We start from the raw sequence: 17,959 nt of genomic DNA, 5'->3' as shown, positions 1-17,959 counted from the left end.
CACCGGCAATAAGTCGCAGAAGGCCCTTCAGGACGCGCCCGGCGCTTCGTCGCGCAGCGCCAGGCTCAGCTCCTGCAGGCGCTGTTGCAGGGCCTGCAATTGCCGGGACTGCTCGCGGCCGTGCTGTTCCAGGCGCGCCAGTTCCTCGCCCTGGGCCAGGTTGCGCTGCTCCAGCACCGAGCGGGCGCCTTCGGCCTGGGCCCGCTCCTGGCGCAGGGCTTCCATCGCCAGGGTGTGGCGGGCCAGTTGTTGCTGCTGTTCCTGCTGCTGGTCGCGCAGCAGGCGCGCCTCGGTGAGCAGGCGCTCGTTGTCGCGGTTCAGCCGCGTCAGCTCGTCCTGGCGCGCGGCCAGGTGCTGCTGGGACTGGCGCAGTTCTTCCGTCAGCTGCTGCAGCTGGGCCTGGTGCTGGCGTTGCTCCTGCTCCTGATGTTCCTTCATGGCCTGGCGCTGCTGCTCCAGGGTGAAGCGGGCGTGGTTGTGCTTTTCCTCCAGCGAGGCTATCTGCGCGTCGCGTTCGCGCAGGCGGGTTTCCAGGTCGCCGGCGGCCTGGCGCAGGCGCGCGCTGGTCAGCTCGCCCTGGTGCTTCTGCTGGCGCGTCTGTTCCAGCTGCTCGCGGGTTTCCCGCAGTTGCGCCTCCAGCGCCTGGTTCTGCGCCTGTAGCTGCTCGATGCGCGCCTGGGCGCCGCGGACCTGCTGCTGGTAGTCCAGGCGCTCGCGGGACAGCCGGGCGCGGTCCTCGGCCACCGAGTCGCGGGCTTCCTGTTGCAGGCGCTCGGCCAGCTGCGCCACCAGGTTGCCCAACTCTTCGCTGAAGGCGAGGGGATGCCCGGCCGTGCCGCCGGCCTCGGCTTCCAGCTCCTTCAGGTAGCGATGGATGGTGGTCTTGGAGCCGGTGTTGCCCAGCTCGACGCGCAGGGCATCGATGCTCGGGTTTTCCCCGCGGGCCAGTATGGCCATGCGTGCTTTCTGTACCAGTGCCTTGTTGATTCCGCCCCGTGCCATGGCTGTTTCGCTCGTTTCGTACCGTACTATGTAGCATGTAATTACATACTAAAAATGCACAATGCGAAAGCGCCCAATGCGCCGCCCGTGAGGGCGGCGCGCAGGGGGAGGGATTCGAAGGTCGATGAGTAGCGTGGGCGGGCGTGGCGTCGGTTCAGCGCCGGCGGCTCACCAGGCAGACGGCGGCCAGCGCACCGCAGGTGGCGGCGAGGATGAGCGCGACCTGCCAGGGATGCTCGCTGGCATAGTCGCCGCCGCGGCGCAGCGCGCGCCGGCCCTGGTAGGCCAGGCGGTCGCCGATGGCCTGGCAGTCGTCGGTCAGGTGGCGCAGGCGCGCCTTGAACGCGGGGATGTCCTTGGCGGCCAGCTCGCGGCCGCCATCGAGCAGCGCCGTCAGCTCGTCGACCAGTGTCTGCAGTTCGGCCACGCTGTCGTGGCGGCGGGAGGGAAACCATCGATGCGGGGTCATGGGGTTCTCCTGTGTCTTCATGGGCCTGCTCCGGACCTTCTTGCACTGCCCGGAGCCATCGTCCCCTGTAGGTGTAGCCGGTTTCGTCCGATGGCGGCCGGCGCTCGACGAGGATTCGGCGATACGCCACTCAGCCGTCGCCATGGGCCTCGGCCAGCTGGCGGGCCATCTGCAGGTGCAGGCGCAACACCGCCAGGTTGTTCTGGGCGAATTGCCGCAGGTCCTCGTCCGCGGTCTGTTGCGCCGCTTCGCTGAACAGCTGCAGCGCCTCTTCCTGGGCGCGGACCTGGCTGCTGGCGAAGGCCGCGTCGAAGTCGTCCTGGCGCGTCTCCAGTTCCTTCAGCCTGGCGCTGTCGGCCTCGTCGGGCCCTTCCGCCAGTTGCAGCTGGCGGCTTTCGGCCAGGGTCTTGAGCTGGACCTGGGCCTTGGTGTTGTCGTCGATGAGGTGGACTGCGAAGGTCTTCACGTCCGCCGAGCGGCTCTTGCTCAGCGCCATTTTCGCCGCGTCTATGGTGGCCAGGCCGGTGGCCGAGGCCCGGCTGACGAAGTCCTGCACCCCGGTATCGGCCGCCAGCAGCGGTGCGGATACCAGCAGGGCGCCCCAGAGCAGGGCGCCGCGGAGGATGCCAGTGCCTTTCATGTTCGATGCTCCTTCCTCGTTGCGTTGTGTCTACTGGGTTGACGGGCGCAGGCGCCCCGGGGTTCCGGAGGCTTGCCGGGGAAATGCCGCGGGAAGTTGCCGGGCGGAGATTGCAAGTGGAAAACAGGAAGCATTACCATTTGCTCATTCTTCGCGTTTATTCCTCCCATGCCCGCCAAACCCCCGCGCAAGCCTGGCCTCTTCGAACACTACGAGGAGCTCATCGGAGCCTGGACCCGCCGCCTGCGCAATCGGCACGAGGCGGAGGACCTGGCCCACGACACCTACCTGCGCCTGCTGGAAGCCCCGCAGGCCACGGTGGCGCAGCCGCGCGCCTACCTGCACCGCACGGCGCGCAACCTGGCCATCGACGCCTTCCGCCGCGAACAGGCGCATCCGCCGGTGGGCATCGAGCACCTGGACGAGCACGAAGCGCCCGACGGCGACCCGGAGACCACCATGCACGCGGTACAGCTGGCCAGTTCCATCGAACGCGCCCTGGCCGAACTGCCGGCCAATTGCCGCAAGGTATTCGTCTGGCAGAAGCTGGAGGGGCTGTCCCAGGCGGAAATCGCCGAGCGCCTGGGGCTGAGCAAGAACATGGTGGAAAAATATATGATCCGTACCCTGCGCCACCTCAGGGACCGCCTGGGCGACACACCGTGATGAAGGACCAGCCAGTGAAACCGACCCCAAGCACCTCGCCGGGGAGCGCCCCATGGCGTTGACCGAACAACCGCGCGATGCCGCCGCCCGCTGGTTCGCGCGGGTGCAGGACGGCGCCCTGGACGCCGCCGAGCAGGCCGCCTTCGACGCGTGGCTGGCGACGCCGGAACACCGCGACGAATTCGAGCAGCTGCAGCGCCTGTGGGGCGCCGCCGACCTGATCCCGGCGCAGCGCCTGCGCGAATTGGCCGCCGACGAGCCGGTCGCCTTGCGCCCGCAAAAGACCCGGCGGCGCTGGCCGGCGTTCGCCGCGGCGGCCTGCGTGGCCGGGCTGGCCGCCGGCATCGCGCTGTTCAGCGGCTGGGGCCGCGACTACAGCGCCGAGTTCCACACCGCCCTGGGCGAGCGCCGCCAGGTGGAGTTGCCCGACGGCAGCCAACTGGAACTCAACGGCAATACCCGCCTGCAGGTACGCTTCCACGACCAACGCCGCGACGTGACCCTGGAACGCGGCGAAGCCATGTTCAGCGTCGCCCATGCCGCCGACAGGCCTTTCGTGGTGGACGCCGGCCTGGGCGCGGTGACCGTTACCGGCACGCGCTTCGACGTGCGCCGCGACGCCGACGAGGTGCGGGTGGCGGTGGAGGAGGGCAAGGTGCGGGTCGCCGGGCGTGAAGCGGCCAGCGCCGAGCAATTGCTGACCGCGGGCCTGGGCACGCACATCGACGCCCAGGGGCGGGTGGCGCCGGCCGCGGCCACCGATGTTGCCGCGCAGACCGCCTGGCGCGACGGGCGCCTGGTGTTCAACGGCGCGAGCCTGGCCGAAGTGGCCCGCGAGGTTTCCCGCTACCGCGCCCAGCCGCTGCGCGTCGGTAGCCCGGAAGTGGCGAAGATGCGCCTGACCAGCGTGTTCCGCGTGGACGACACCAACGCCTTGCTGATGGCGCTGCCGCACCTGTTGCCGGTCAAGGTGCAGACCTTGGCCGACGGCTCAAGCGAAATAATTCTCCGTTAGATTCAGGTTTTCATCGCCCTGTTTCGTCTTCCCCGGCAAAGGCTCGCAAGGCCCGTTTCCTGCGCGCCGCCATTGGGACCTCAAGGAACAGGAACATCGTGACCAACCCTTCGCACCGCCGCTCCAACCGCACCGCCCGCCACCTGCTGCCGCTGGCCCTGAGCCTGGCCATCGCCGCCGCCATCGGCCAGGCCCAGGCCGCCCAGGTGGACATCCGCCCGATGCCGCTGAACGACGCGCTCAAGCAACTGGGCCAGCAGACTTCGCTGCAACTGTTCTTCACCCCCGACCTGGTGGAAGGCAAGCAGGCCCCGGCGGTCAGCGGCGAGCTGACTCCGGAACAGGCCCTGGAACGCCTGCTGCAGGGCAGCGGCCTGGACTACGAAGTTGTCGGCAACGGCATCGTCCTGCGCAAGCGCGCGGCCGGCGCCGACGAACCGCTGCAGATGGAATCCTCCGAGGTGAAGGTGGTCGGCGACTGGCTGGCCGACGCCCAGGAGCGCGACGTGCAGAACCACCCCGGCGCGCGCACCGTGGTGCGCCGCGAGGCCATGCAGGAGAAGGGCGTGGTCAGCGTGCGCGAGGCGCTGCGCGGCATCCCCGGCGTGCAGGTGCAGGACAACAACGGCACCGGCGGCAGCGACGTTTCCCTCAACGTCGGCGTGCGCGGCCTGACCTCGCGCCTGTCGCCGCGCTCGACCATCCTCATCGACGGCGTGCCGGCCGCCGTGGCGCCCTACGGCCAGCCGCAGCTGTCGATGTTCCCCGGCGTGGCCGGCAGCTACGACAGCATCGACGTGGTCCGCGGCGCCGGCTCCGTGCGCTACGGTCCGCAGAACGTCGGCGGGGTGATCAACTTCGTCACCCGCGCCATCCCCGAGAAGTTCTCCGGCGAAGTCGGCACCACCGTCGAGCACGCCGGCCACGGCGGCTGGAAGCAGATGCAGAACGCCTTCGTCGGCGGCACCGCGGACAACGGCATCGGCATGGCCCTGCTGTATTCCGGGGTGAAGGGCGACGGCTACCGCGACAGCAACAACCACAACGACATCGACGACGTCACCCTCAAGACCCACTGGGCGCCCACCGACGCCGACGATTTCGCCCTGAACCTGCACTACTACGACGGCACCGCCGACATGCCCGGCGGCCTGACCCAGGCCCAGTACGACCACGACCCGTACCAGTCGGTGCGCGACTACGACAACTTCCGCGGCCGCCGCAGCGACGGCTCGTTCAAGTGGACGCGCAAGATCGACGACCTGACCCAGCTGGAAGTGCTGACCTACTACAGCGACAGCTTCCGCGGCAGCGACATCGCCAACCGCGACCTCAAGACCCTGGCGTCCTACCCGCGCGACTACCACACCTTCGGCTTCGAGCCGCGCGTCTCGCGGATCTTCTTCGTCGGCCCGACCACCCAGGAGGCGAGCATCGGCTACCGCTACCTGAAGGAAGACATGGAAGAGCGCGCCTCCCAGGTGGCCCTGGTGAACAACGTGCCGACGCCGCAACCCGGCGCCGACGGCCACATCTACCAGGACCGCACCGGCGGCACCGAGGCCAACTCGCTGTACATCGACGACAAGATCGACGTCGGCAACTGGACGGTCACCCCCGGCATCCGCTTCGAGCGCATCTCCACCGACTGGCAGGACCGCCCGGTGCTGGACAACAAGGGCAAGCCGGTGCAGGCGAAGAACCGCAGCAAGGACTACAACGAGCCGCTGCCGGCGCTGAGCGTGATGTACCACGTCTCCGACGCCTGGAAGCTGTTCGCCAACTACGAGACCTCCTTCGGCAGCCTGCAGTACTTCCAGCTCGGCCAGGGCGGCCGCGGCGACCAGACCGCCGACGGCCTGGAGCCGGAGAAGGCGCGCACCTACGAGATCGGCACGCGCTACGACGACGGCGCCTTCGGCGGCGAGGTGACGCTGTTCTACATCGACTTCGACGACGAGCTGCAGTACATCAGCAACGACGTGGGCTGGACCAATCTGGGCGCCACCAAGCACCAGGGCATCGAGACCTCCGCGCACTACGACCTGGCCGCGCTGGACCCGCGCCTGGAAGGCCTGACCGCCTACGGCACCCTGGCCTACACCCGTGCCACCTACGAAGGCGAGATCCCCGGCTTCAAGGGCCGCGACCTGCCGTTCTACTCGCGCCAGGTGGCCACCCTGGGCCTGCGCTACGTGCGCGACCGCTGGACCTACAACGTCGACGCCTTCGCCCAATCCGCCCAACGCGCCCCCGGCCCGAGCACCAACGCCGACGGCAGCTTCACCCACAACTACATCACCGAACCGACCGCCGACGGCCAGTACGGCGACATCCCCGGCTACGCCCTGTGGAACGCCCGGGTGGGCTACGACTTCGGCCCGCAGCTGTCCAACCTCAAGCTCGGCGCGGGGGTGAAGAACCTCTTCGACAAGGAGAGCTTCACCCGCTCCAGCGACAATAACGCCGGCATCTATGTTGGTCAGCCGCGGACGTTCTTCGTGCAGGCTAGTGTGGGGTTCTGACAGAGCCTGATCTGGGATGGGCGCCGGGGTGTCAGGATGACGCCCAACCTCCCGGCTACTCCGGACAGCCCCCTCTCCCTTCAGGGAGAGGGCTGGGGAGAGGGAACGGAGCTTGATCCGAGGCATGGTGTTTCTCCTGACGCCATGTTTCCCCCTCCCTAACCCTCCCCCGCAAGCGGGAGAGGGGACCGTCCGGTGTGAACAGGAAGTCCTGAGTCAGCCGTATAGGTCTGCATCGCGCTTGCGCTCCGTAGGATGGGTTGCTGTCCTTGGCTCCGGTGCTTGGGCCAACGGCGTATAACCGCGAACGGTTATACGCCCTACGTTCGCGGAAATGGCGGAGGTCCGTAGGATGGGTTGAGTTTGCGAAACCCATGCGGTCATGGCGATGGGTATCGCTTCGCTCAACCCATCCTACGCCGGGGTTCCGGCTAGCACGGCTTCTCGTAGGAGCGAGCTTGCTCGCGAATGAACCCCCGCTGCGGAGTCTGTTCGCGAGCAAGCTCGCTCCTACGAAGAGCACCTTCGGCGCGGCATGCAAGACAGTTGCTCCTACACGCTGAACCGTCGAATCGCCTCCAGCACCGTATCGCGATCACCACGCAAGGGCTGCCTGCCCAGGTATTCGACGAACCGCGGATCATCCAGCAAGGCCAGGAAACGCTTGCCATCTTCGGTCACACGTTCGCCGTCGCTGGGAGTGCCGACCTCGTTGCCGTGGTAGATGCCCTCCAGCAGCCCCAGGCGGCGCAGCAGGTCGGTGAGGATCAGGGCGTTGGCGATGACCACGTCGGCATCCGGCGTTTCCGCGCCTAGGCGGCGGTGCAGTTCTGCGTGGTAGTGGCGGGCGATGGCCTCCACCGGGAAGGGCCCGCCGTCGGCGCGAAGGGCGCCGTCGAGCAGGCGCCGGGTCAGTTCCAGGTCGATCATGGCTTGGCCTCCGTCACTGCGCGCGGTCTCCTCGCGTGGGTGTTTCAGTGGCTCCGCGGCTCCCTGGAACGGCGGGCCGGCCCTGCTCGTAGTAAAGCAGGCGCCAGGGTGGCCGTCAGCGCAGGTGCCGGCGGCGCCGGGCTGCGGTAGGCTGGCGAACCGTCATCGCCCGAAGAACCCCCGCCATGCCGACGCCACCCGTGGAGTACCGTCTGACGACCCGCGACGCCGTGCTGGTGCGCCCCAGCCTGGCGCTCTGCGAGCCCTTGCGCCGGGCGTTGCAGGACAGCTACGCGGAGCACGCGCCCTTCCTCGACTGGGTGACCCCGCAGGTGAGCGCCGAGCAGGTGCTGCGCTCGCTCAAGGGCGCCATCGCCAACTACGCCGCGCCATTGGCGGAGAAGCGCCTGTTCCTGCTGTCCGCCGACCGCGCCGAGGTGATCGGCTGCATCGGCCTGCAGCCGCGGGGCAGGGGCGACAGCTACGTGATCGGCTACTGGGCCAGTTCGCGCTTCGCCGGCCAGGGCTACCTGAGCGCGGCGCTGCGCGAGGTCTGCGGGCAGTTGCCGCGGGCCCGGCTGTACCTCACCACCTCCTCGGCCAACCCGCGCAGCCAGCGCCTGGCCGAGGCCGCCGGCTTCCGCCTGGTGCGCACCCTGCGCGGGGTGCGCAACGATGCCTGGCACGGCACCCAGGACACCCTCATCTACCGCCGCGAGCCGCCGGCCTGACGCACGCAGGCGGCGAACAGCGGGTCCTGCAGGTAGGCCACGTTCAGGCGCATCCAGGGGTTGGCCTGGCCGCGGTCGGTGCTGAAGATCGCGCCCGGCGCCAGCGCCAGGCCCTGGGGCAGCGCATCGCGGGTGAAGGCCTCGGCGTCGTCGATGTGCGGGAAGCGCGCCCACAGGTACAGGCTCTGCTGCGGGCGGCACAGCACTTCGGCGCCCAGCGCGTCCAGCACTGCGAGCCCGGCGTGGGTGGCGGTGGCGACCTGGGCCTGCAGGCGGGTGAGGTGGCGCAGGAAGTAGCCTTCGCCCAGCGCCACGTCCACCGTGCGCTCGCACAGCTCCGAGCAACTGGTGTGCAGCAGCATCTTCAGGTCCGCCAGTTCCTCGATGCGCTCGCGGCTGCCGGCGATGAAGCCGACCCGCAGCGAGGCCGAGATCGACTTGGAGAAGCTGCCGACGTAGAGCGTGCGGCGTAGCTGGTCGAGGGTGGCGACCTTGATCGCCGAGCTGGGCTTGAAGTCGGCCATGGCGTCGTCCTCGACCAGCAGCAGGTCGTGCTCGTCGGCCAGTTTCAGCAACTGGTGCGCCTTCACCGGCGAGATGTCCGAGCCGGTGGGGTTGTGCCCCACCGACTGCAGGAAGAACAGCTTCGGCCGCTCGTGGCGCAGCAGTTGCTCCAGCGCCTGCAGGTCCGGCCCGTCGGCCAGGCGCGGCACGCTGAGCATGCGCGCGCCCTGCAGTTGCAGCTTGCCGAACAGCGGGTAGTAGCCGGGGTTTTCCACCAGCACCGCGTCGCCGGGGGCGACGAAGCGCCGGACGATCAGGTCCAGCGCATGGTTGGCGCCGTGGGTGGTGAGGATCTGCCGCGGGTTGCCGTCGATGGCGTAGCCGGCCAGGCGGCGCACCAGGCTCTGGCGCAGGGCCGGGTTGCCCAGGCGGTTGCCATAGCGGAACAGCGAATTGGCGTCGGTGCGCAGCACTTGGCGGGTGAAGCGGTCCAGGCGCATGTCCTGCAGCCAGGCCACCGGCGGGAAGCCTTCGCCCAGCGGCGCCCGGGCCGGCTCGCGGACGAACTGCTGGTGCATCATCCAGATGGTGTCCAGGGCGCGGGTGTAGGGCAGGGGTTCCTCGGCCTCGCTGTTGCGTGGGGCACTGGCGCGGACGAAGAAGCCCTTGCCGTGGCGCGCCTCCACCAGGCCCTGGGCGGCCAGCAGCTCGTAGGCGGTGATCACGGTGTTCTTCGAATGGCCGTGCAGGCGCATGTATTCGCGCAGCGAGGGCAGGCGGTCGCCGCGCTGCAGCGCGCCTTCGCGGATCTGCCGGGCGAGGGACTGGGCGACCTGTTCGGCGAGGGTCTGGCGGGGCACGGCGGTCTCCGGGCTGTCATGGGTACAGTGTGGGTACTGTTGGAGCGAACTGTACCTTCAACAGCGGGACCAGTCATAGCACCTTGGGGCCTCGGGCGGCCCTTCGCCGCCCGCATCCCACAAGAGCGACGCACAAGAATGACAATGGACGCCCCGATGCTCATCGATTCCCGCCTTCCCGAATTCCGCAACCTGTCGCCACGCCAGCGCCTCGACCACCTCGAGGCCCTGCTGCAGTTGCCCGAACTGCAGCACCTGGGCACACCCGGCGCACTGCCGCTGGCGGTGGCCAACGGCATGATCGAGAACGTGCTCGGCACCTTCGAGCTGCCCTACGCGGTGGCCAGCAACTTCGTGGTCAACGGCCGCGAGCTGCTGGTGCCGATGGTGGTGGAGGAGCCGTCGATCGTCGCCGCCGCCTCCTACATGGCCAAGCTGGCCCGCGCCGGCGGCGGCTTCCAGACCTCCAGCAGCGCGCCGCTGATGCGCGCCCAGGTCCAACTGGTGGGCCTGGGCGACCCGTTCAACGCGCGCCTGGCGCTGCTGCGGCACAAGGACGAGATCGTCGAGCTGGCCAACCGCAAGGACCAGTTGCTCAACAGCCTGGGCGGCGGCTGCCGCGACCTGGAAGTGCACTGCTTCGCCGACAGCCCGCGCGGGCCGATGCTGGTGGCCCACCTGATCGTCGACGTGCGCGACGCCATGGGCGCCAACACGGTGAACACCATGGCGGAGGCCGTGGCCCCGCTGATGGAACGCATCACCGGCGGCCAGGCGCGCCTGCGCATCCTCTCCAACCTCGCCGACCTGCGCCTGGCCCGGGCCCAGGTCCGTATCGCCCCACAACAGTTGCAGTCGCCGGACTACAGCGGCGAAGCGGTGATCGAGGGCATCCTCGACGCCTACTGCTTCGCCGCCGTCGACCCCTACCGCGCGGCCACACACAACAAGGGCATCATGAACGGTATTGACCCCCTGATCGTCGCCACCGGCAACGACTGGCGCGCCGTGGAGGCTGGCGCCCACGCCTATGCCTGCCGCAGCGGCCACTACGGCTCGCTGAGCACCTGGGAGAAGGACGCCGAAGGCCACCTGGTGGGCAGCATCGAGATGCCCATGCCGGTGGGCCTGGTCGGCGGCGCCACCCGCACCCATCCGCTGGCCCAGCTGTCGCTGCGCATCCTCGCCGTGCGCAGCGCCCAGGAACTGGCCGAAATCGCCGTGGCCGTGGGCCTGGCGCAGAACCTCGGGGCCTTGCGCGCCCTGGCCTGCGAAGGCATCCAGCGCGGCCACATGGCGCTGCACGCGCGCAACATCGCCCTGGTGGCCGGCGCCCGCGGCGAGGAAGTGGACTGGCTGGCGCGGCGCCTGGTGGAAGCCGGCGACGTGCGCGCCGACCGCGCCGTGGAACTGCTGCGCGAAAGGCGCGGCGCATGAGCGGCTTCGTCAGGATCGTCGAGGTCGGCCCGCGCGACGGTCTGCAGAACGAGCCACAGGTGCTGCCCGTGGAGGCGCGCATCGATCTGGTCCGGCAGCTGGCGGACGCCGGGCTGCGGCACATCGAGGCCGGCGCCTTCGTCTCGCCGCGCTGGGTGCCGCAGATGGCCGGCAGCGACGAGGTGCTGCGGCGCCTCGGGCGCCGGCCCGGGGTGCGCTTCAGCGCCCTGGTGCCCAACCTGGTGGGCCTGGAGGCGGCGCTGGCGGCGGGCTGCGAGGAGGTGGCGGTGTTCGCCGCCGCCTCCGAGGCCTTCTCCCAGCGCAACATCAACTGCTCCATCGACGACAGCCTGCTCCGCTTCGAACCGGTGCTGGCCCTGGCCCGCGAGCGGGGCGTGCGGGTGCGCGGCTACGTGTCCTGCGTGCTCGACTGCCCCTACAGCGGCCCGGTGGCGCCGCAGCAGGCCGGCGAGGTGGCCGAGCGTCTGCATGCCCTGGGCTGCTACGAGATCAGCCTGGGCGACACCCTCGGCAAGGGCACCCCGGACGCCACCGCGCGGCTGCTGGAGCATTGCGCCCAGCGCCTGCCGCTGACGGCGCTCGCCGGGCACTTCCACGACACCTTCGGCATGGCCCTGGCCAACCTGCTCGCGGCGCTGCAGGCCGGGGTGCGCACCTTCGACAGCTCGCTTGCCGGCCTCGGCGGCTGCCCTTATTCGCCGGGGGCCGGCGGCAACGTTGCCACCGAGGACGTGCTGCACCTGCTGCACGGCATGGGCTACGCCACCGGTATCGACCTGCCGGCCGTGGCCCGCCTGGGCACCCTCATCAGCCGCCGCCTGGGCCGGCCCAACGCCTCGCGCGCCGGCCGCGCCCTGGTGGCCGCCGAGCGGCAGCCGCGAACCTGCGCGACCGCGCCATAACAACAAGAGCCCGGCAGGGCAGGAGCCACACCATGAACATCCACGAAACGGCGCCGCTGCCAGCGCCGAACCCCCAATCCGACTCCCGGCTCTACGAAGTCTGGGGCGACACCGTCGACAGCCGCCACCTGGCCGGCGCCATCGCCATAGGCGCGCTGGTCAGCCTGGGCGCCTTCCTGCTCGCCGAGCGGCTGTTCCTCGGCGTCGTCGAATCGGCGCAGATGGCCCGCGCCTACGCCATGCTGGTGGGCATCCTCGGCTGCCTGGCCGGCGGGGCGATCAGCGCCGTGCTGTTCAAGCCCAAGCGCCGGGTGGTCGAGCACGTGGCCGACGCCGCCTGGCGCGAGCGCGCCCTGCGCGAGCTGGAGGCCGAATACGGCGGCCTCGGCGAATTGCACGAACTGCCGCCGGAGGTGCTGGCGGAGCTGAAGGAAGTCCAGCTGTACGAGCTGTTCGCCCAGGCGAGCGCGCCCCGGGAGAAGCCCGCGCCCGCCGTGGCGCCGGCAACGGGAGGGGCGGCCTGATGGAGCTTTTCATCGAGCAGTTGCCCATCGCCCTGCTGATGGCCGTGACCGGGGCGCTGCTGTTCGCCGCCATCGGCCTGGTCTCCGGCAGCGACGAAACCACCACCCTGGCGCCGCTGACCCTGCTGGTGGTGCTGCTGGGCGTGGCGCCGGCCGGGGTGTTCGCCTTCTTCCTCGCCGGCGCGGTGGCCAAGCACATGACCCACGCGGTGCCCACGGCGCTGCTGGGCATCCCCGGCGACACCATGGCCACGCCGCTGATGCGCGAGGCGAACTTCCTGCGCAACCTCGGCGTGCCGCACATCGCCCTGCGCAAGATGATCTCCGGCGCGGTGCTGGCGGCGTTCATCGCCGTGCCCTTGGCGGTGCTCTTCGCGGTGTTGCTGGCGCCCTTCGGCGCGGCCATCAAGCAGGCGGCGCCCTGGGTGTTCCTCTGCGCGGCCCTGGCCATCGCCTGGTTCTCCGCCGGGCGCTGGGCCGCGCTGCTGGCCCTGGGGCCCTTCGTGCTGCTGATCGTGGCGCTGCAGACGCTGACCGCCCAGCACGGGGTGAAGCTTACGGTCAGCTACTTCCTCGGCATCGCCGTGGGGCCGCTGATCGTCTCGCTGTTCGCCCTGCTGGCGCCCGCCGAGCGCCAGCGCATGCGCCGCAGCGAGCCGCGCACCTTCGCCCTGGCGCCGGACGTGAAGGGCTGGGACGGCTACTTCCCCAACCCGCTCAAGGTGCTCGACCGCCGCCAGACCGGCTGGACCCTCGGCACCGCCGCGCTGTCCAGCGCCACCTTCGTGTTCAGCCCGGTGGCCATGACGGTGATCCTCGGCGAGGTCGTCGGTTCGCGCATCCGCCACGCCTACCACCGCCTGACCTCGGTGCTGGCCGTGCGCAACGGGGTGACCGAATCCACCTACATCGCCGAGGCGATGATCCCGCTGATCGCCTTCGGCCTGCCGCTCAGCCCGGTGGCCGCGGGCCCGGCGGCGCCGCTGTTCAACGCGCCGCCGCGCTTCCACGTGGATGCCGCCAGCGGCCAGGTGCACAACCTGCACAGCCTGATGGGGCCCTGGGAATTCCTCGTGGTCGGCCTGCTGGCGGTGCTGGTGGCGGCGCTCGTCGCCTATCCCTTCGCGATGAACTTCGCCCACCGCGCCGCCGCGTTCGTCTCGCAGCGCGTGAGCCACGAGGCGGTGATCGCCACCTTCGTCGGCCTGATCCTGGTGGTCGGCCTGTGGGAGGGCGGGCTGCTGGGCCTGCTGGTGATCCTCAGCATGGGCCTGGTCGGCGGCCTGCTCGGGCGCTTCCTGGGCTTCAACATCGGCGTGCAGTTCATGGGCTTCTACACCGCCGTGCTCAGCGTGCCGGCGCTGCTCGCGCTGGCCGACTGACGCCCCTGGTCGGCCCGCCGCCCGTGCCGGGGCGGCGGCGCTAGACTGGAGCAAACGGGGGCGGGAAGCCTCCGCCAGCCGGCCGCGCCGGCGCCACGGGGCAGTGGGGCGGCGCCGCTTCCCGGAGGTGAGCCATGAGCATGTCCAGTCGCTTGCAGAATTGCCTGTCGCAGCACCGCAGCCGCTACGACCTGTTGCCCCACGCCACGTCCATGACCACCCGCGAGGCCGCCCGCCGCGCCGGCGTGCCGCCGCAGCAGATGGCCAAGCCGGTGATCCTCGACGACTTCCAGGGCCACTGGCTGATGGCCGTGGTGCCGGCCAGCCGCCAGGTCGACCTGCACAAGGTGCACAAGCTCACCCGGCGCAACTGGCGCCTGGCCCGCGAGGGCGATTTCTCCGCGCGCTTCGAGGACTGCGCGCCCGGCGCCATCCCGGCGGTGGGCAGCCTGTTCGGCCTGGAAACCCTGATCGATGAATCCCTGGGCGAGCAGGCGGACATCTACTTCGAGGCCGGTGACCACAACGCCGTGGTGCACATGAGCGGCCGCCAGTACCTGGAGCTGATGCCCGAGGCGCGGCAAGGGCGCTTCTGCGAATAGCGGGATGGCGGGCGCCTGCGCCGCTAGGCCCCGGGCGTCAGGCCATGTCGCTGTGGGCGAAGCCCTGGCCGAGGAAGTCCAGCAAGCCGCGCACCGACGGCAGCAGGCCGCGCCGGGAAGGGTAGACGGCATGCACGATGCCGGTGCGCGGCGCCCAGTCCGGCAGCAGGTTGACCAGGCTGCCGCCGGCCAGTTGCTCGCGCACCACCACCGAGGGCAGGTGCACGGCGCCCACCCCGGCCAGCGCCGCCTGGCGCAGCGCCATCAGGTCGTCGGTGATCAGCCGCGGCTGGTAGCGGGCCTGGGCGCGTACCCCCTCGGGGCCGTCCAGCTGCCATTGGTACTCACGTTGCGGCGAGCCCCAGTGCAGCGTCGGCAGCGCCGCCACCTCGGTGGGCGAGGGGCGCTCGCCCAGGCGCTGGCGCAGGGCCGGCGCGCCCACCACCATCTGCCGGCTCTCGCCCAGCACCTTCATCACCAGCTCGCTGCCTTCCAGCGGCGGGAAGCGCACGCGCAGGGCAATGTCGAAGCCTTCCTGGATCAGGTCCACCTGGCGGTTGGTGGCTTCCACCTGCAGCTCCACCAGCGGGTAGCGCAGCATGAACTCGGCCAGCATCGGGCCGACCCAGAAGTTCAGCAGCGCCGTGGGGCAGCTCAGCCGCACCCGGCCCTGGGGCTCGGCGCGGTGGCGCTCGATGACCTCGGCGGCGCCCTCGGCTTCCACCAGCATGGCCAGGCAGTGGCGGTGGTAGTCCTGGCCGATCTCGGTCACCGAGAAGTGCCGGGTGGAACGCTGGATCAGGCGCACGCCCAGGCGTTCCTCCAGGGCGGCGATGCGCCGGCTGAGCTTCGACTTGGGCTCGCCCAGGGCCCGCCCGGCCGGGGCGAAGCCGCCATGCTCGACCACCTGGGCGAAGTAGTAGAGGTCGTTGAGGTCTTCCACGGCGCTGTTCTCCATATGGAACGCTGAAGGTGATTTTCGCAGTCTACCGGCTGTAGCGTTGCAGTCCTAAGGTGTCTCCATGCACTCAGGAGGCACCCCATGAAAGACATCCTCGGCATCTACAGCGCCCCGCGTCCGCACTGGGTCGGCGACGGCTTCCCGGTCCGCACCCTGTTCTCCTACGACCGCCTGGGCGACCAGCTCAGCCCCTTCCTGCTGCTCGACCACGCCGGGCCGCAGGACTTCCCCGGCGACGGCGCGCGCCGCGGTGTCGGCCAGCACCCGCACCGCGGCTTCGAGACCGTCACCCTGGTCTACCAGGGCGAGCTGGAGCACCGCGACTCCAGCGGCGCCGGCGGGCGCATCGGCCCCGGCGACGTGCAATGGATGACCGCCGGCGCCGGCATCCTCCACGAGGAATACCACGCCCCAGCCTTCAGCCGTAGCGGCGGCACCCTGCACATGGTGCAGCTGTGGGTGAACCTGCCGGCGCGCGACAAGCTCGCCGCGCCGGCCTACCAGACCCTGCTGGACGCCAGCATCCCCCGCGCCGAGCTGCCCGGCGGCGCCGGCCAGCTGCGGGTGATCGCCGGCGACTACCGCAGCCATCGCGGTCCGGCCCACAGCTTCAGTCCGCTGGACCTGTGGGACCTGCGCCTGAACGCCGGCAAGGCCTTCGAGCTGCGCGTCGAGCCGGGCCGCAACACGGCGCTGGTGGTGCTGCGCGGCAGCCTGCGGCTGAACGGCGGGCAACGGGCGGAGGAGGGCCAACTGGTGCTGTTCGAACGGCAAGGCGATGCCATCCACATCGAGACCGAAAGCGACGCCCTGGCGCTGCTGCTGTCCGGCGAGCCGCTGGACGAACCCATCGTCGGCTACGGCCCCTTCGTCATGAACAGCCGCGAGCAGATCGAGCAGGCCCTCGACGACTTCCGCCACGGGCGTTTCGGACAGATGGCCGGCTGAGCGTCACGTGCCGGACTCGGCCAGCGCCTAGTCTGGTTGGACGCCCGCCCGGGACGCGCGGGCCATTCGGGCAGGACGCCCACTTGCGAGGAAACGAAAATGAGCCGATTCGACAACGTCGCCAACTTCGACGGCCAGCGCCCGGTGATCGACCCCGACGACACCGCCATGCTGCTGATCGACCACCAGAGCGGGCTGTTCCAGACGGTCAAGGACATGCCCATGACCGAGCTGCGCGCCAACGCCATCACCCTGGCGAAGATCGCGAGCCTGGCGAAGATCCCGCTGATCACCACCGCCTCGGTGCCCCAGGGCCCCAACGGCCCGCTGATCCCCGAGATCCACGAGGCCGCGCCGCACGCGCAGTACGTGGCGCGCAAGGGCGAGATCAACGCCTGGGACAACCCCGACTTCGTCGCCGCAGTGGAGAAGACCGGCAAGAAGACCCTGGTCATCGCCGGCACCATCACCAGCGTGTGCATGGCCTTCCCGGCGATCGCCGCGGTCAACGCCGGCTACCGGGTGTTCGCGGTGATCGACGCCTCCGGCACCTACTCCAAGGCCGCCCAGGAAATCACCCTGGCCCGCGTGGTGCAGGCCGGCGTGGTGCCCATGGACACCGCCGCGGTGTGCTCGGAAATCCAGCGCACCTGGAACCGCCCCGATGCCGCCGACTGGGCCGAGGCCTACAGCCACATCTTCCCGCACTACCGCCTGCTGATCGAAAGCTACACCAAGGCCCAGGCGGTGGTGAGCAACCACGAAGCGCTGGATTCGCAGCGCTGATGCCCCCTTGCCCGGCGCGGGCCGGGCGTTTCCCCCAGCAAGAGGAAAGCGCAATGAGCAAGCCCTATGTTTGCCTCGACAAAACCCAGGCCGCCGTGCTGCTGGTCGACCACCAGGCCGGACTGCTGTCCCTGGTGCGCGACATCGAACCGGACAAGTTCAAGAACAACGTGCTGGCCCTGGCGGACCTGGCCAAGTACTTCAAGCTGCCGACCATCCTCACCACCAGCTTCGAGAGCGGCCCCAACGGCCCGCTGGTGCCGGAACTGAAGGAACTCTTCCCCGACGCCCCGTACATCGCCCGCCCGGGTAACATCAACGCCTGGGACAACGAGGACTTCGTCAAGGCGGTGAAGGCCACCGGCAAGAAGCAACTGATCATCGCCGGCGTAGTCACCGAAGTCTGCGTGGCCTTCCCGGCGCTATCGGCCCTGGAGGAGGGCTTCGACGTCTTCGTGGTGGCCGACGCCTCCGGCACCTTCAACGAAGTCACCCGCGACGCCGCCTGGCGCCGCATGGAAGCCGCCGGCGCGCAACTGATGACTTGGTTCGGCGTGGCCTGCGAACTGCACCGCGACTGGCGCAACGACATCGAGGGCCTGGCGGCGTTGTTCTCCAGCCATATCCCGGACTACCGCAACCTGATCACCAGCTACAGCACGTTGACTGCTGGGAAGTGAGCCCGGCGCGCACCGGTGCAGCGGTGCGCGCTCCAATCGGCCGCCGGCTGGGGACGCCCGGCCGGCGGTTCGAGGGCAAAGTCCGTAACCCTCTCCCTGAAGGGAGAGGGCGCCGTTCGTACCACCGGGGCGTCCGGCGTGGCCGGAGAATCCAATCGCGGACAAAGTCCGCTCCTACGCCCGTGCTTCCCAGTAACCGTAGGAGCGGACTCCGTCCGCGATTCGGCGGATAACGCCGTAGGTGTTATGCGCCCTACGGATTTCCAGAGAAACCTCCGCGCGCACCGAAACGCCCCTTCAGAAGGCCGAGCGAAACCGGCGCTCAGGAGGTCATGCGACATGGATGTCGCGAGAGCCCCGCGGGCTACAGGGAC

Annotated in this window: 18 protein-coding genes; 12 read left to right on the top strand and 6 right to left on the bottom strand. The window is 69.9% G+C overall.

From position 1 onward, the window contains the following. Positions 1-27: 27 nt before the first annotated feature. From BM060_RS08445 to BM060_RS08435, 3 genes are all read right to left on the bottom strand, one after another. Entirely contained in the window at positions 28-1,002 is a 975-nt protein-coding gene (locus BM060_RS08445; RefSeq protein ID WP_074979157.1) for a DNA-binding protein, read from the bottom strand. Between the two features lie 154 nt (positions 1,003-1,156). Then, positions 1,157-1,471, bottom strand: coding sequence for a hypothetical protein (locus BM060_RS08440; protein WP_074979154.1), 315 nt, complete (start codon positions 1,469-1,471; stop codon positions 1,157-1,159). A gap of 130 nt (positions 1,472-1,601) precedes the next feature. Further along, positions 1,602-2,111: a DUF4142 domain-containing protein gene (locus BM060_RS08435; protein WP_074979151.1), complete on the bottom strand. Its 510-nt coding sequence runs from the start codon at positions 2,109-2,111 to the stop codon at positions 1,602-1,604. A gap of 168 nt (positions 2,112-2,279) precedes the next feature. Here BM060_RS08435 and BM060_RS08430 point away from each other — a divergent pair, with 168 nt between their 5' ends. The 3 genes from BM060_RS08430 to BM060_RS08420 all read left to right on the top strand — a co-directional run bounded on the left by BM060_RS08430 (position 2,280) and on the right by BM060_RS08420 (position 6,317). Beyond that, entirely contained in the window at positions 2,280-2,777 is a 498-nt protein-coding gene (locus tag BM060_RS08430; RefSeq protein WP_074979149.1) for a sigma-70 family RNA polymerase sigma factor, read from the top strand. A gap of 52 nt (positions 2,778-2,829) precedes the next feature. Further along, complete coding sequence (locus BM060_RS08425; RefSeq protein WP_074979147.1) at positions 2,830-3,792, top strand: FecR family protein; 963 nt, start codon at positions 2,830-2,832, stop codon at positions 3,790-3,792. 164 nt (positions 3,793-3,956) lie between these two features. Then, positions 3,957-6,317, top strand: coding sequence for a TonB-dependent siderophore receptor (locus tag BM060_RS08420; protein ID WP_371857795.1), 2,361 nt, complete (start codon positions 3,957-3,959; stop codon positions 6,315-6,317). A gap of 552 nt (positions 6,318-6,869) precedes the next feature. On the opposite strand, the gene BM060_RS08415 is transcribed toward BM060_RS08420, so the two are convergent. Next, positions 6,870-7,247 (bottom strand): hypothetical protein, encoded by a 378-nt coding sequence (locus BM060_RS08415; RefSeq protein ID WP_074979143.1) that lies wholly within the window; start codon positions 7,245-7,247, stop codon positions 6,870-6,872. 185 nt (positions 7,248-7,432) lie between these two features. Between BM060_RS08415 and BM060_RS08410 the strand changes: the two genes are divergently transcribed. Next, positions 7,433-7,978 carry a GNAT family N-acetyltransferase gene (locus BM060_RS08410; protein ID WP_135499934.1) on the top strand — a complete coding sequence of 182 codons (546 nt, stop codon included), beginning with the start codon at positions 7,433-7,435 and terminating at the stop codon, positions 7,976-7,978. On the opposite strand, the gene BM060_RS08405 is transcribed toward BM060_RS08410, so the two are convergent. Further along, complete coding sequence (locus BM060_RS08405; RefSeq protein ID WP_074979141.1) at positions 7,954-9,342, bottom strand: aminotransferase-like domain-containing protein; 1,389 nt, start codon at positions 9,340-9,342, stop codon at positions 7,954-7,956. The two genes, BM060_RS08410 and BM060_RS08405, sit on opposite strands and share 25 nt — an antisense overlap. A gap of 138 nt (positions 9,343-9,480) precedes the next feature. Between BM060_RS08405 and BM060_RS08400 the strand changes: the two genes are divergently transcribed. The 5 genes from BM060_RS08400 (at position 9,481) to BM060_RS08380 (ending at position 14,210) form a co-directional block, all read left to right on the top strand. Further along, positions 9,481-10,779, top strand: coding sequence for a hydroxymethylglutaryl-CoA reductase, degradative (locus BM060_RS08400; RefSeq protein ID WP_074979138.1), 1,299 nt, complete (start codon positions 9,481-9,483; stop codon positions 10,777-10,779). Continuing rightward, complete coding sequence (locus BM060_RS08395; protein WP_074979136.1) at positions 10,776-11,702, top strand: hydroxymethylglutaryl-CoA lyase; 927 nt, start codon at positions 10,776-10,778, stop codon at positions 11,700-11,702. Before BM060_RS08400 ends, BM060_RS08395 begins: the two co-directional genes overlap by 4 nt. A 32-nt stretch (positions 11,703-11,734) precedes the next feature. Beyond that, a complete protein-coding gene (locus BM060_RS08390; protein WP_074979134.1) occupies positions 11,735-12,226 on the top strand; it encodes a hypothetical protein in 492 nt (163 codons plus the stop codon). Next, entirely contained in the window at positions 12,226-13,608 is a 1,383-nt protein-coding gene (locus BM060_RS08385) for a tripartite tricarboxylate transporter permease (protein WP_074979132.1), read from the top strand. The genes BM060_RS08390 and BM060_RS08385 overlap by 1 nt, the downstream gene beginning before the upstream one ends. A 134-nt stretch (positions 13,609-13,742) precedes the next feature. Next, the gene (locus tag BM060_RS08380) at positions 13,743-14,210 is read left to right on the top strand and encodes an aminoacyl-tRNA deacylase (RefSeq protein WP_009622089.1); all 468 of its coding nucleotides are present in this window, start codon (positions 13,743-13,745) and stop codon (positions 14,208-14,210) included. A 37-nt stretch (positions 14,211-14,247) separates the two neighbouring features. Here the strand turns inward: BM060_RS08380 and BM060_RS08375 are convergent, their stop codons facing one another. Next, the gene (locus tag BM060_RS08375; RefSeq protein WP_074979130.1) at positions 14,248-15,168 is read right to left on the bottom strand and encodes a LysR family transcriptional regulator; all 921 of its coding nucleotides are present in this window, start codon (positions 15,166-15,168) and stop codon (positions 14,248-14,250) included. An 84-nt stretch (positions 15,169-15,252) separates the two neighbouring features. On the opposite strand from BM060_RS08375, the gene BM060_RS08370 reads away from it, so the two are divergent. From BM060_RS08370 to ycaC, 3 genes are all read left to right on the top strand, one after another. Beyond that, a complete protein-coding gene (locus BM060_RS08370; protein ID WP_074979128.1) occupies positions 15,253-16,119 on the top strand; it encodes a pirin family protein in 867 nt (288 codons plus the stop codon). 99 nt (positions 16,120-16,218) lie between these two features. Further along, entirely contained in the window at positions 16,219-16,905 is a 687-nt protein-coding gene (locus BM060_RS08365; RefSeq protein WP_074979126.1) for a hydrolase, read from the top strand. Positions 16,906-16,958: 53 nt separating this feature from the next. Then, the gene (gene ycaC, locus BM060_RS08360) at positions 16,959-17,585 is read left to right on the top strand and encodes an isochorismate family cysteine hydrolase YcaC (protein WP_074979124.1); all 627 of its coding nucleotides are present in this window, start codon (positions 16,959-16,961) and stop codon (positions 17,583-17,585) included. The last annotated feature ends 374 nt before the right edge of the window (positions 17,586-17,959 follow it).

It is taken from the genome of Pseudomonas citronellolis (assembly GCF_900112375.1).
Lineage (GTDB): Bacteria > Pseudomonadota > Gammaproteobacteria > Pseudomonadales > Pseudomonadaceae > Pseudomonas > Pseudomonas citronellolis.
This window is presented reverse-complemented; position numbering and strand designations above follow the sequence as displayed.